We start from the raw sequence: 12,573 nt of genomic DNA, 5'->3' as shown, positions 1-12,573 counted from the left end.
CCGGTTTGGGACGGCCGCAAGGGATCAGCTTTCTCCTTGTTTGTATATTCACTAGTCGGTATACCCAACGGATGAGCGAGAAGCCCAATCACACCAGAAAACGCCTCGTCGATGCGGCGGCGAAGCTGTTCTATGCCGAAGGCATCGGCCGCGTCAGCGTCGATGCCGTGGCGGAAAAGGCGGGGCTGACCAAGCGCACGCTCTACTACCACTTCAAGAGCAAGGACGAGCTGATCACGGCCTATCTCGACAGCCGCGACCAGCCGAACCTCAAGCAGATGGCCGGCTGGTTCGAGGCCGCGGAAGGCGGCGTGGACCGGAAAGTGGTGGCGATCTTCACCCACCTGGCGCGTGTAGCCCGCCACGTCAAATGGAAGGGCTGCGGCTTCTTGCGTACGGCCGCCGAGCTCGCCGCGATGCCCGGCCATCCGGCGGTGAAGGCCGGCTCCCGCCATAAGAGCAATTTCGAGAAATGGCTGGCGGGCGAGCTTTCAAGCCATGGCGTGCGCGAGCCGAAGGTGCTGGCGCGCGAGATCGTGCTTCTGATGGACGGCGCCTTTTCCAGCATGCTGATCCACCACAATCCGGATTACATCACGGCCGCCGGTCACGCCGCAGCGACGCTGGTGCGGGCGCGGATGCCCGAAGTGGCGAGGTAGATCTGTCGCCCGGTTCGACGGGCCTCGACGGAAACGCGGCCGTATCAGCCCCTGTGGCCCCCTCCTGCTCCAGAAGCCAGTCGATCATCGCCGCGGCGGTCGCGGGCGGTCGGTCCGGCGCCAGGATCGAGAGAGCGAGGCCGGTCGGCACGCGCAGCTCGGGGAAAGGTGCCACCAGCGAGCCGGCGGCCAAAGCACGCGAGACCAGCGCCTCATGCCCCATCAGAACGCCGGCGCCATCGACGGCGGCCTGCACCGCCATGCTGTAGAGCGAGAATTCCGAGCCGGTCTCGATCGACGGTCCTTTCACCCCGGCGGCATCGAACCACAGGCTCCAGTCCCCGGTCCAGGTCGTGTCCCAGAGCAGAAGCTGCGAGGCGAGATCGGCCGGCGTCTTCAGCTGCCTGGACAGCGCCGGCGCGCAGACCGGGAAGATGACGTCGTCGCACAGTTTTGACGAGCGGCCGCCGCCAGGGCGGGTGAGGAAGATGGCGAGATCGAAAGGCTCGCGCCTGAAGTCCGGCGGCTCTTCCAGCGCATGGATGGAGGGGCGAAGCGCGGGATGAGCGGCGCGCAACGCCGGCAGGCGCGGCGCCAGCCAGAGCTGGGCGATCGAGGGAAGCGCGGCGACGCTAACCTGCGGCCGGGGTGCGGAAATGCGCAATTCCTGGACGGCGAGCCCCAAAGCGTCGAAGGCGGTGGAAAAGGAGGGTAGCGCCGAGCGACCAGCCTCGGTGAGATGCAGGCCTTGCGCGTGGCGCACGAAGAGCGCCGAGCCGAGCCAAGCCTCCAACGCCTTGACCTGATGCGACACAGCGGCGGGCGTCACGCCGAGCTCGCCCGCCGCCTTGGCGAAGCTTTCATGCCGCGCCGCCGCCTCGAACGCCCGCAAGGCGTTGAGCGGCGGCATGCGGGGTCGCGGCGGATTGACGGCCATTCCAGGCTCCCGACGGAATGCCGGCAGTCGGCCGCCGGCGCAAAAAAGAAATTCCAGGAAAGTGTGTAGCGGTTTTCCGTCCGGATTTGCGCAAATGTTACCGGCTTGAGAGCCGGCGAGGTCGGCTTCCCTCAACCTTCCGCCATTCAAACACGACGAAGCCAGGCTGCTTGATATCCCCTTCTTGGAGCGTGGCCGGCAAGCATGGTATCGCAATGCCGGGAGGCGGCGATGCGTGTCATTTTCCGATGTGATCCGATGCTGGTCGAGCATTTGCCGCGGCCGATCCTGGCGCGCGGCGCGCTGCCGGATTGGCTGCGCGCCATGCCCGCCACCGCCTATTCTGCGATCCACGGCCGCGACATTCGCACGCTCAAGCAGTGCCCGCCGGTGGTCGACGCTATGACCTATGGCTTCATGATCCTGCTGCCATGCGACGTCATCGTCGACAGGGGGACGTTTTCCTGGGACTGGAAAATCCCAGACCCCGTCACGAAGAACCACCCCCGGGCGCCGCTGAGCTTTCACACGCCGGGACAGCTCGCCGGCAGCCCGTTTGCCAAGCCTGGTCAGGCCGCCCTCAAATTCAATAGCTTCTGGACCATCGAGGTCGAGGATGGCTGGTCGCTGTTCGCGACGCACCCGGTCAATCGCGAGGATCTTCCCTTCAGGCTGGTGACCGGCCTAGTGGATTCCGACCGGTTCAGCGATGGCGGCATCAATTTCCCGGCGGTCTGGACAGAGCCCGAATTCTGCGGCGTGCTCAGGAAAGGAACTCCGGTCGCGCAATGCTTTGCGGTTCCGCGGGCCGCGCCTCGGCTCGAATATGAAGTGTTCGACGAAAAACGGCAGGCTTCGTATGCCCAGACGGTCGCCGATGTCCTGTCAACGCCGGGTGTCTACCGCAAGCGGTTTCGCGCCAGGCGGGGTCGCTCCACCGGCGAGTGAGCGGCGCAGTGCTTCCTCATCGAGCCACAGCCTGCCGCTTGGCGCCGAGGTGAGCGCCATGGCGATGACGCCGAAGGTGGATGGGTTCAAACGGTAGGCCTTCGAATAGGCCGCCATCGCGCCGTCAAGGTCACCCGTTTCCTGCAGGACGACGCCCAAATTGACCGCGGCTTCCGCGGCGTCGGGGCTCAACTCCAGCACACGTCGATAGGCCTCGGCGGCGCTGCCGAAGTTGCGCATGTCTTGACGCACCAGCCCGAGGTCAAACCATTGAGCCGGATGCCCGCCACCGGCGACGGCTCGTTCTAGGAAGCCTTCCGCCTCAGCGGTCGCACCGCGTTGCCACGCCAGGCGCCCGAGGCGCGCCATTGCCTCCCCGGATTTCGGTTCCCTTTGCAAGACAAGTGCCCAGGACGCCTCCGCTGCCGAGGCATTGCCCGCCTGATCCAGGGTGCGTGCCCGCTCGACGAGAATTTCCACTTGGGACGAGCGCCTTGCGGCGCGGTCCAGCAACTGAAACGCCGCTTCGAACCGGCCTTCGGCCCGGGCAATCCTGCACGCCAGGATCAAGGCGGGCACATTGTCCGGCCGAGCGGCGAGGCTCGCCTCGATGCGCGCACGAGCCCCGGGCAGGTCTGCCCTGGCGAACAAAACGGCCGCAAGAAGATGGCAAAGCGCCGGATCACCCGGACGCTGTTTCAGGCCAAGCTCGCACAGATCCGTCGCCTGGCCGTGATCGCCGGAATTGAAAGCGGCCACCGCGCGGCGGATGAGATCACTGTTATCGCCCTGACTGCCGCTGATCACAAATTGAAGCTCCCTCGACCGAAGACGCGCCGGCAGCCTGCGCCAGGCCGCCGGCGCCTCAGGCCTATTTGAGGGCCACCGGAGTGAGCTTGCCGTCGACCTTCCGCCACTCAAATACGACGAAGCCCGGCTGCTTGATATCCCCTTTGTCGTCATAGGAGATGGCGCCAAGCACTGTGGGGATAGCCGCTCCCGAATGGAGATAGTCGGACGTCGCTTTCGGATCGTCGGCCTTGGCCTTGGCGATCGCCTCGGCGAGGATCTGGGTCGCGGCATAGGCATAGAGCGTGACCGCTTCGGTGGGCACATTCTTCGCCTTCAGGTCGGCCACAGCGTCTTTGGCCTCGGGAAAGGTGGCCGGATCGGGAAAGGACGTCATCAGCGTGCCGGCCGCGCCCTCGCCGCCAATGGCGCCGAACTCGCTGTTCGAAATGCCGTCGCCGCCCATCAGGATCGTCTTGGCGCCCTGGTCGCGCATCTGGCGCACGATGAGGCCGGCCTCCGTGTGCTGGCCGCCATAATAGACGAGGTCGGCGCCCGACTCCTTGATCTTGGCGACAAGCGCGCCGTAGTCCTTCTCGCCCGGGTTGATCTCCTCGTGCAGCACTTCCTTGCCGCCGCCGGCATTGTAGGCCTTGGCCATCTCGTCGGCGAGGCCCTTGCCGGCCGTCGACTTGTCGTCGACGATCGCGACCTTCTTGTCCCCAAAACGCGCGAGCACAAATTTCGCGGCGATGATGCCCTGCTGGTCGTCGCGGCCGCAGGCGCGAAAAGCGTCCCACAGGCCGCGCTCGGTGACCATCGGGTTGGTGGCCGTGGGCGTGACGAAGAGCACGCCGTTTTCCGCATAAACCTCCGAGGCCGGAATGGTGACGCCGGAATTGTAGTGGCCGACGACATAATGCACGCCGTCGGCGACGAACTTGTTGGCGACCGACACGCCCTGCTTCGGGTCGGAGACATCATCGCCGACCGAGACGCTGAGCTTTTGGCCGAGCACGCCGCCATTGGCGTTTATGCGCTGGATCGCCGTCTCGACACCGACGCGGTACTGCTCGCCATAGGCGGCGTTCGGCCCCGACATCGGGCCGGCGACGCCCAGCACGATATCGGCCCTGGCGACGCCGGCGGCGGTGGCGGCCATCAGGGCAGCAGTCATCAATCGCAGAATAATGCGCATGGTCTTTCCCCTTTGTTGAAGAAGGCGGGCTTCTCGCCCGCAGCCCCTTGTTTTTTAAGATGCGGGCTCGCTGCCCGCGGGTTCAGGCGGTCAGTTCACGAAATGCAGTTTGGTGAACCGGCGCCGGAATGCACTCACGTCGGCCGCGACATCCTCCACGGCATCGTTGCCGCGCAGCCCTCTGGCGACAAGGGCGGCAAGCTCCGGCATGTCCTTTTCGGTCATGCCCCAGCGCACGATCTCCGGCGTGCCGAAGCGCAGGCCGTTCATGTCGCCATCGACCGCCGCGACCGGCAGGCCGATGCCGCAAGTGAGGATGTTCGCACGCCGCAGCCGCTTCGCCGCCGCCTGGCCGCCACCAAACTCCGCCGCCTCAATGGCGAACTGGTGCGAGGTGGTGTGGCCTTTCGCGGTCGAGAACACCGGCAGCCCGCGCTGCGCCAGCTCGCCTGCCAGCACCCTGGCGGCGCCGGCCATGGCGGCGGCATAGGCGCGGCCATGCGCCTTCCAGTCGAGCAGCGTGATGGCCAAGGCGGCAGACTTGGCGGCATCGAAATTGGCGGTCATGCCGGGAAAGGCGATGCGGTCGAGCTTTTCGGCGATATCGGCGTCATTGGTGACGATCAGCCCTGAAGGCGGGCCGCCGAGGCTCTTATAGGTGCTCATCGTCATCAGATGGGCGCCCTCCTCCAGCGGCTGCTGCCAGGCGTGGCCGGCGATCATGCCGCAGAGATGCGCGGCATCGAACAGCACCAGCGCGCCGACCTCATCGGCGATCGCCCTGATCTCGCTGATGGGATGCGGCAGGAGATTGAGGCTGCTGCCGATGGTGATCATCTTCGGCCTGACCTGCAGGGCAAGCGCGCGCAGCTTCGCGACATCGACCGTATAGCCGTCGGCGTCGACGGGCGCGGAATGGATCTCCAGCCCGTAGAGGCCGGCGCAGCCCGCCATATGATGCGTGACATGGCCGCCGATCGCCGGCGGCGGCGCGATGATGGCGTCGCCCGGCCGCGCCGCGACCATGAAGGCATAGAGGTTGGCGATGGCGCCGGAAGGCACGCGGATCTCGGCATATTTCGCGCCGAAGACTTGCGCCGCGAGCTCGGCGGCGATGACCTCGATGCGCTCGACGCCCTCCAGCCCCATCTCGTATTTGTCGCCGGGATAGCCGAGCGACGGGCGCGAGCCGAGCCCGGAAGCAAGCGCGGCCTCGGCTCTAGGGTTCATGACATTGGTCGCCGGATTGAGGTTGACGGCGTCGGCCTCGTGGATTTGCCGGTTGAGCGCGATGCCGCCCTCGATCGCGGCGAGCACGGCGTCGCTCCCCTGCCCGCTTGTGGCAGTCGCCAGCGCCTGGATAAAATCCTCGCAATGGGCGGGAACCCAGGGCCTGCGGGCAAGAGCGGTCATTGAAGCCTCCACATTGCCGGATGCGATGTCCGGCTTAATTAGGAGCATGGTGGAGGCTTGGCCGGCCGGGCGCAAACGAGTAGTTCTAGCGGCTAGGCTTAGAAAATTTAGGGGTAGGAATTAGGGCAATGCGCCTGACTTGGATGGTGCAATGCAGGAAGCGGATGGCCATTATGAGGAGAGTCTTTATAACGGTCGATCTGATCATGACCACCAAGGGGAGACGATGCGCTACATACGTCCGCAATCAATGGAAGATGCCGTAGGGCTGCTGGCCGGCGCGGCCGGTCCGGCCGCCATCCTTGCCGGAGGCAGCGACCTCCTGGTCAGGATGAAGGGCGGCTTTGTCGAGCCCGAGCTGATCGTCGACATCAAGGCGATCGCCGGCCTGAGCGACATCACGGAAACGGCCGACGGCTTCAGGATCGGCGCCGCAGTGCCCTGCGCCGTATTGGGCGAGAATGCGGCCCTGAAGAAGGCCTGGCCCGGTGTCGTCGAGGCGGCCAAGCTGATCGGCTCCAAGCAGGTGCAGGGACGCTGCACCATCGTCGGCAATCTCTGCAACGCCTCGCCCGCCGCCGACAGCGTGCCGGCGCTGGTGGCCGCCGGCGCCAAGGCGGTGGTTGCCGGGCCTTCGGGCAAGCGCACCATTGCCGTGGAAGCCGTGCCGACCGGGCCGGGCAGGACGTCGCTTGCCAAGGGTGAGATCATCGAGGCGATCCTGCTCGACAAGCGTGGGCCAAATGCGGGCGATGCCTATCAGCGCTTCATTCCGCGCACCGAGATGGACATCGCGGTGGTCAGCGCCGGCGTGAACCTGACGCTCGATGATAAGGGCGCGGTCAAGTCCGCCCGCGTGGCGCTGGGCGCCGCGGCGCCGACGGTGCTGCTGGTCGAGGAGGCCGCCGAGGTTCTCGTCGGTTCGAAGCTGGACGAAGCGACGCTGGAGCGGCTGGCAAAAGTCTGCTCGGGCGCCTGCCGTCCTATCGACGACAAGCGCGGAACCATCGAATTCAGACGGAAAGTCGCGGGCGTGCTGGCCAAACGGGTCGCAGAGCTCGCCTACAAGCGTGCAGGAGGCAAGTGATGGCCGGTGTAGCGGTTTCAACGACAATCAACGGCGATCACGTCGAGTATCTTTGCCAGCCTGACGAGACGCTGCTCGACGTGCTGCGCGACCGGCTCGGGCTCACCGGCGCCAAGGAAGGTTGCGGCACCGGCGACTGCGGCGCCTGCAGCGTCATCGTCGACGACCGGCTGGTCTGCTCGTGCCTGGTGCTCGGCGCTGAGGCCGAAGGCCGCCAGATCGAGACCATCGAGGGCATGGCGCATGGCGACCAACTGCATCCGCTGCAGCAGAAGTTTTTGGAGCACGCCGCGCTGCAATGCGGCATCTGCACGCCCGGATTCCTGATCGCGGCGAAGGACCTTCTGGCGAAGAACCCCTCGCCTACCGAGGAAGAGATCCGCTTCGGCCTCGCCGGGAACCTCTGCCGCTGCACCGGCTATGACAAGATCGTGCGCGCCGTCCAGGACGCGGCCAACGTGATGAAGGGAGCCTGAGATGAATTTCGATCCGCGCTACTCGGGACGCAATTTCTCTTCCGTCGGCACGCGCCCCATCCGCCCCGACGGCGTCGACAAGGTGACTGGCCGCGCGCGCTACGGCGCCGATTTCAACATGGCGGGACAGCTTGTCGGCCGCGTTTTGCGCAGCCCGCACGCCCATGCGATCATCAGGAAGATCGACACCTCGAAGGCGGAAAAGCTCGCCGGCGTGAAGGCGGTGATCACGGCGAAAGACCTGCCCGACCTCACCGACGGCGATGCCGCCATGTTCGACATCCTCGACAATTGCATGGCGCGCACCAAGGCGCTCTATGACGGCCATGCCGTGGCCGCGGTCGCGGCGATCGATGCCCGCATCGCAAGGCAGGCGCTGAAGCTGATCGAGGTCGACTATGAGGTACTGCCGCATGTGACCGACGTCGACGAGGCGATGAAGCACACGGCACCCCTGATCAACGACGCCATCTTCACCGAGGGCCTCGAGGAGAAGCCGGTCAAGCCCTCCAACGTCTCCAAGCGCACGCAATACGGCCATGGCGACGTCCATCAGGGCTTTGCCCAGGCCGACACGATCGTCGAACGCTCCTTCAAGACCGAGCAGACGCATCAGGGCTATATCGAGCCGCATGCCTGCGTGGCGAGCGTCAACCCCGATGGCACGGCGGACCTCTGGGTCTGCACGCAAGGCCATTTCGTCTACCGCCAGCACTGCGCCCAGCTGCTTGGGCTGGAGGCCTCGAAGCTGCGCGTCACCTCCTCCGAGATCGGCGGCGGCTTCGGCGGCAAGACCCATGTCTGGGCCGAGCCGGTGGCGCTGGCGCTGTCACGCAAGGCCGGCCGCCCGGTGAAGCTGGTGATGACCCGCGACGAGGTGTTTCGCGCTTCGGGCCCGACCAGCGCCACCTCGATCGACGTGAAGATCGGCGCCAAAAAAGACGGCACGATCACTGCCGCCGAAGCGACGCTGCGCTACAGCTGCGGACCCTATGCCGGCATGTGGGCCGAGATCGGCGCGATGACGGCGTTCGCCTGCTATAAGCTGGAGAACGTCAAGACCGTGGGCTACGAGGTGCTGGTCAACCGGCCGAAGACCGCGGCCTATCGCGCGCCCTCGGCGCCGATGGCGGCGTTTGCGGTGGAAAGCGCGGTCGACGAGCTCGCCAAGGAGATCGGCATCGACCCGGTCGACTTCCGCATCAAGAACGCGGCGCAGGAAGGCACCCGCGCCTCCTACGGTCCGGTCTACGGCCCGATCGGCATCGGCCCGACGCTTGAGGCGGTGAAGAACCATCCGCACATGAAGGCGCCGCTCAAAGCAAACCAGGGGCGCGGCATGGCCTGCGGCTTCTGGTTCAACTTCGGCGGCCAGACCTGCACCGACTTGAACATCGGCATGGATGGCTCGGTCTCGCTCGCCGTCGGCACGGTGGACGTCGGCGGTTCCCGCGCCTCGCTGTCGCTGGTGGCGGCGGAGGAGCTCGGCATCGACTACAGCCAGGTCAAGGCGATCGTCGCGGACACGTCGAGCCTCGGCTACAACGACATGACCGACGGCAGCCGCGGCACCTTCTCCTCCTCGATGGCGACCATCTCGGCCGCCCGCAACGCGATCAAGGTGCTGCGCGAGCGTGCGGCGCAGATGTGGGATATTCCGGTCGACGACGTCGCCTGGGAACAGGGCCATGCGGTCGCCAAGGGCGAGAAGCACGGCAATCTCGGCAAACTGTCGCTGAAGGAGATCGCGGCGCAGTCCGGCAAGACCGGCGGGCCGATCGCCGGCCATAGCGAGCTCGTCGCCGACGGCGCGGGCGTGTCCTTCGCCACCCATATCTGCGACATCGAGGTCGACCCCGAGACCGGCGCGACCAGGGTGATCCGCTACACGGTGGTGCAGGACGCCGGCAAGGCGGTGCACCCGACCTATGTCGAGGGCCAGTACCAGGGCGGTGCCGCGCAAGGCATCGGCTGGGCGCTCAACGAGGAGTATATCTACGGCAAGGACGGGCGGCTGCAGAACCCGGGCTTCCTCGACTACCGCATCCCCGTGTGCTCCGACCTGCCGATGATCGACACGCAGATTCTCGAGATCCCCAACCCCAACCACCCCTATGGGGTGCGCGGCGTCGGCGAGACCTCGATCGTGCCGCCGCTGGCGGCGATCGCCAATGCGGTGTCGAACGCGGTGGGCGTGCGCATGAGCCACATCCCGATGTCGCCGCCGCGCATCCTGGCGGCGCTGGAAGCCGAACGGGAGAGGTTTTCGCGCTAATGGTCGAAGTGACGCTCTGGGGCTCGCTGGGCACTGCCGCCGGAGGCCAGAGCAAGCTCGACATCGAGGCCAAGGACATAAGGGAGCTGTTCCGCAAACTTGCGGAACAGTATCCCGCCTTCGAACCCCTGATCGATCGCGGCATAGCGGTGGCGATCGACGGGACGATTTATCGGGATACGTGGTCGAAGGAACTGCCCGAGGGGGCGGAGATTTTTCTGCTGCCGCGGCTGGCGGGGGGATAGGCAATCGTCTCGCGACTTTCGATAGTTCTGAGCCGAGTGTTTGATACGTCTTGATAGCAGGTTTCCGAGGTAGTCGAATCCTTATTGATTGCTCAGTGGCGAATACCCACTCGACCGCGCGAATGAAACTATGCCGTTCGGAAAGCTAACCGCGATATGACACCGAGACGAGACGAATGACGACCGCAAGTTTTCGGTAGCTATTTAAATGCTACATCGTTTTGATCTTTAGACATTGGGGGTCTAGGTGCCGGGGTTTTCTGTCGACACAAAGCTCTTCCGAGAATTGGGAGAATTGCTCGTCGGCCGCGAGTCGACCGCGCTCGTCGAACTGATCAAAAATGCCTATGACGCCGACGCTACTAAGGTCACGATTCTTGGAGAGGGCATAGCCAAGGCCAACGGAAGAATCATTGTGACCGACAATGGGGTTGGCATGACGGAGACCGAGTTTACGGAAGGCTTTCTCCGAATTGCGGGCCGCTCGAAGCTCGGGGCGGATCGACGATCGCCATGGTTCCAGCGACGCTACACGGGCGAAAAAGGTGTGGGCCGTCTTGCCGCTCACAAGCTCGCACGCTTGATTAAGATCATTTCTCGCCGTTGGAATGGCAAGGATCGCGATCCTGTCGCTGGCTTCCCCTCCGACGAGATTATCGACGCCGCAATCAATTGGGACAAGATTGAAGCTCTCGACTCAATCAATGAGATTGAGACGAGCGACGCGATTACATTGAACTCCGATTCGAGCTTTGGAAGGAGTTCCGGAACGACCCTCACGCTCTCCCCATTGCGCAAGCAGTGGACAGAGCGCGATCGCGAGCAGTTCGTTGATGAAGTGGCGACACTCACGCCACCAGAAGTCCTGGTCGAGCCACTCAGATCCACAGTCGCTGCCGCTCCGCCGCTGCTCGACAAGTTGAATGTGCGCGATGAACTGCGGCCGGGAGGCTTCGAAGTCAGCTATGCTGGCGATCTCGCACTGTCCGAGAGTGAATTGCCGGCGGAAGCGGAAAGTGCGTCGTGGATCATCGAGATCGACTGCGATAAGGACAAGCGCCGCCTGCGGATTTCCGTCCTGCCAACGCGCAAGACACAGGCCGAATTCACAAATGCTGAATCATTTGTTCTCAATCGCAAGCTGGAGGAAACTGACCCGTTAGTCGGGTTCCAAGCACGCCTTTTCCAAATGTCAAATGGCCAATGGCCGAAGCGCTACCAGGGCGTGCGCGTTTATTTCGAAGGATTTCGAGTCCTTCCCTATGGTGATTCACGCGACGACTGGTTGCAACTGGATCGAGACTATCGTTCACGCGGCCACACTGAATTGGGCCGACTGAGAAAGCGCACGGGATGGGATCTCCCAGTCGGGAACGACAAGGAAATGCTGGCCATCCAAGGCAATACCGCTTTCTTTGGAGCGGTGCTGATCACCCGGTCGGGTGCGGATGAACTGGAAATGCTGGTGAATCGCGAGGGCTTCATCCCAAGCAAGCAGTTCGATTTCATCACCGAGACCGTTAGGCTGGCGATTGATCTGCAGGTTCGCCTGCGTTATGCGGCAACCTCCGAGGTCAAGCAAGCTCGGCAAATCACACGAGATCGACAACAGCGCGCAGCACAGCGTGCCGCGTCTGGTCAGGCTCCGACGGCATATAATCTGCGCGAACTCCACGAAGTCGCCCGACAATCCCTTAACAACGCGCGATTGGCGATCTCGACCGGCCGCGCCGAGGATGCCGAAGCAGAGTTCGTTCAACTCGAAGAGAATCTGCTTTCGGCCGTCGAACTCGGCGACGAAGTCATCTCCGAAGCGACTATGTTTCGTGTCGTTGCATCGCTCGGACTGGAGCATGCGGCGTTTATCCACGAGGTTCGCAGCCCTTTCCCTCAGTGCGCAAACGCTTAGCGACGCGCTCGAGACGATCGCTCGCGGGGTAGCTGACGAGACGGTTGCGAAGCGTCTTCGCGCTATTGCGGCAGACGCGCGTCAATTGCGCGAAAGACTACATCGCAACGCCATCTATCTTGCTGATGTGACTGGGATTGAAGGTCGGAGGCGGCGTAGTCGCCAAGCGCTTCGTGAACGCGTCGAACGGGTGCTCGGCTTTTTCGAGAATGCCATCAAGCGGCGTGGCGCAGCAGTCGACATCGATATTCCCACGAACTTGCAGACCCCTCCGCTTTTTCCTGCTGAGCTTGTCGCCATTTTGAGCAACCTCCTCAGTAATGCGATCAAGTTCATGGGAGATAAGGGCCGTATCCGAATTGCGAGTGAGACAGGAAATGGCAGTTTCAGGCTGCGGATCGAGAATACTGGCGACAAAGTCGATCCGCAGAATTCAGATCGCTGGTTCGAACCCTTCCGCTCGACGACCACGTCTGTCGACGAAGCGCTCGGACAGGGCATGGGACTTGGCCTGACGATCACTCGCAGCCTTGTCGATGAATACGGCGGCACGATCCACTTCGTGTCGCCCTCTGCGGGCTATGCAACCGCCATCGAAGTTGAGTTTCCGCGAACATGACAGCTCCTCACATACTTC

Annotated in this window: 12 protein-coding genes; 8 read left to right on the top strand and 4 right to left on the bottom strand. The window is 64.0% G+C overall.

The features are described from left to right. Positions 1 to 71: 71 nt before the first annotated feature. The gene (locus tag RFN30_RS22080) at positions 72 to 659 is read left to right on the top strand and encodes a TetR/AcrR family transcriptional regulator (RefSeq protein WP_320264199.1); all 588 of its coding nucleotides are present in this window, start codon (positions 72 to 74) and stop codon (positions 657 to 659) included. Here RFN30_RS22080 and RFN30_RS22075 read toward each other — a convergent pair. Continuing rightward, complete coding sequence (locus RFN30_RS22075) at positions 595 to 1,596, bottom strand: LysR substrate-binding domain-containing protein (RefSeq protein ID WP_320264198.1); 1,002 nt, start codon at positions 1,594 to 1,596, stop codon at positions 595 to 597. The genes RFN30_RS22080 and RFN30_RS22075 overlap by 65 nt on opposite strands. A gap of 231 nt (positions 1,597 to 1,827) precedes the next feature. On the opposite strand from RFN30_RS22075, the gene RFN30_RS22070 reads away from it, so the two are divergent. After that, the gene (locus RFN30_RS22070; RefSeq protein ID WP_320264197.1) at positions 1,828 to 2,544 is read left to right on the top strand and encodes a hypothetical protein; all 717 of its coding nucleotides are present in this window, start codon (positions 1,828 to 1,830) and stop codon (positions 2,542 to 2,544) included. On the opposite strand, the gene RFN30_RS22065 is transcribed toward RFN30_RS22070, so the two are convergent. The 3 genes from RFN30_RS22065 to glyA all read right to left on the bottom strand — a co-directional run bounded on the left by RFN30_RS22065 (position 2,482) and on the right by glyA (position 5,944). Next, a complete protein-coding gene (locus RFN30_RS22065) occupies positions 2,482 to 3,351 on the bottom strand; it encodes a tetratricopeptide repeat protein (RefSeq protein WP_320264196.1) in 870 nt (289 codons plus the stop codon). The two genes, RFN30_RS22070 and RFN30_RS22065, sit on opposite strands and share 63 nt — an antisense overlap. A 64-nt stretch (positions 3,352 to 3,415) precedes the next feature. Then, positions 3,416 to 4,531, bottom strand: coding sequence for a branched-chain amino acid ABC transporter substrate-binding protein (locus RFN30_RS22060; RefSeq protein WP_320264195.1), 1,116 nt, complete (start codon positions 4,529 to 4,531; stop codon positions 3,416 to 3,418). A 90-nt stretch (positions 4,532 to 4,621) separates the two neighbouring features. Continuing rightward, entirely contained in the window at positions 4,622 to 5,944 is a 1,323-nt protein-coding gene (gene glyA, locus RFN30_RS22055; protein WP_320264194.1) for a serine hydroxymethyltransferase, read from the bottom strand. A gap of 226 nt (positions 5,945 to 6,170) precedes the next feature. Between glyA and RFN30_RS22050 the strand changes: the two genes are divergently transcribed. The 6 genes from RFN30_RS22050 (at position 6,171) to RFN30_RS22025 (ending at position 12,555) form a co-directional block, all read left to right on the top strand. Next, positions 6,171 to 7,031, top strand: a complete 861-nt coding sequence (locus RFN30_RS22050; protein WP_320264193.1) for an FAD binding domain-containing protein — start codon at positions 6,171 to 6,173, stop codon at positions 7,029 to 7,031. Continuing rightward, positions 7,031 to 7,507: a (2Fe-2S)-binding protein gene (locus tag RFN30_RS22045; protein WP_126084545.1), complete on the top strand. Its 477-nt coding sequence runs from the start codon at positions 7,031 to 7,033 to the stop codon at positions 7,505 to 7,507. The genes RFN30_RS22050 and RFN30_RS22045 overlap by 1 nt, the downstream gene beginning before the upstream one ends. A 1-nt stretch (position 7,508) precedes the next feature. Continuing rightward, positions 7,509 to 9,782, top strand: coding sequence for a xanthine dehydrogenase family protein molybdopterin-binding subunit (locus tag RFN30_RS22040; protein ID WP_320264192.1), 2,274 nt, complete (start codon positions 7,509 to 7,511; stop codon positions 9,780 to 9,782). Next, the gene (locus RFN30_RS22035; RefSeq protein ID WP_320264191.1) at positions 9,782 to 10,027 is read left to right on the top strand and encodes a MoaD/ThiS family protein; all 246 of its coding nucleotides are present in this window, start codon (positions 9,782 to 9,784) and stop codon (positions 10,025 to 10,027) included. Before RFN30_RS22040 ends, RFN30_RS22035 begins: the two co-directional genes overlap by 1 nt. A 247-nt stretch (positions 10,028 to 10,274) precedes the next feature. After that, positions 10,275 to 11,936, top strand: coding sequence for an ATP-binding protein (locus tag RFN30_RS22030; RefSeq protein ID WP_320264190.1), 1,662 nt, complete (start codon positions 10,275 to 10,277; stop codon positions 11,934 to 11,936). After that, complete coding sequence (locus RFN30_RS22025) at positions 11,881 to 12,555, top strand: sensor histidine kinase (RefSeq protein WP_320264189.1); 675 nt, start codon at positions 11,881 to 11,883, stop codon at positions 12,553 to 12,555. Before RFN30_RS22030 ends, RFN30_RS22025 begins: the two co-directional genes overlap by 56 nt. Positions 12,556 to 12,573: the final 18 nt, after the last annotated feature.

This window comes from Mesorhizobium dulcispinae (assembly GCF_033977345.1).
GTDB lineage: Bacteria > Pseudomonadota > Alphaproteobacteria > Rhizobiales > Rhizobiaceae > Mesorhizobium > Mesorhizobium dulcispinae.
Note: the sequence above shows the minus strand (reverse complement) of the source record. Positions and strands in the feature narration are given on the sequence as shown.

Excerpts from the sequence above, each read along its gene's own strand:
- RFN30_RS22080 (WP_320264199.1), top strand. The coding sequence starts at position 72 with ATGAGCGAGAAGCCCAATCACACCAGAAAACGCCTCGTCGATGCGGCG.
- RFN30_RS22035 (WP_320264191.1), top strand. The coding sequence starts at position 9,782 with ATGGTCGAAGTGACGCTCTGGGGCTCGCTGGGCACTGCCGCCGGAGGC.
- RFN30_RS22045 (WP_126084545.1), top strand. The coding sequence starts at position 7,031 with ATGGCCGGTGTAGCGGTTTCAACGACAATCAACGGCGATCACGTCGAG.
- RFN30_RS22025 (WP_320264189.1), top strand. The coding sequence starts at position 11,881 with ATGCGGCGTTTATCCACGAGGTTCGCAGCCCTTTCCCTCAGTGCGCAA.
- glyA (WP_320264194.1), bottom strand. The coding sequence starts at position 5,944 with ATGACCGCTCTTGCCCGCAGGCCCTGGGTTCCCGCCCATTGCGAGGAT.
- RFN30_RS22050 (WP_320264193.1), top strand. The coding sequence starts at position 6,171 with ATGCGCTACATACGTCCGCAATCAATGGAAGATGCCGTAGGGCTGCTG.
- RFN30_RS22075 (WP_320264198.1), bottom strand. The coding sequence starts at position 1,596 with ATGGCCGTCAATCCGCCGCGACCCCGCATGCCGCCGCTCAACGCCTTG.
- RFN30_RS22040 (WP_320264192.1), top strand. The coding sequence starts at position 7,509 with ATGAATTTCGATCCGCGCTACTCGGGACGCAATTTCTCTTCCGTCGGC.
- RFN30_RS22070 (WP_320264197.1), top strand. The coding sequence starts at position 1,828 with ATGCGTGTCATTTTCCGATGTGATCCGATGCTGGTCGAGCATTTGCCG.
- RFN30_RS22060 (WP_320264195.1), bottom strand. The coding sequence starts at position 4,531 with ATGCGCATTATTCTGCGATTGATGACTGCTGCCCTGATGGCCGCCACC.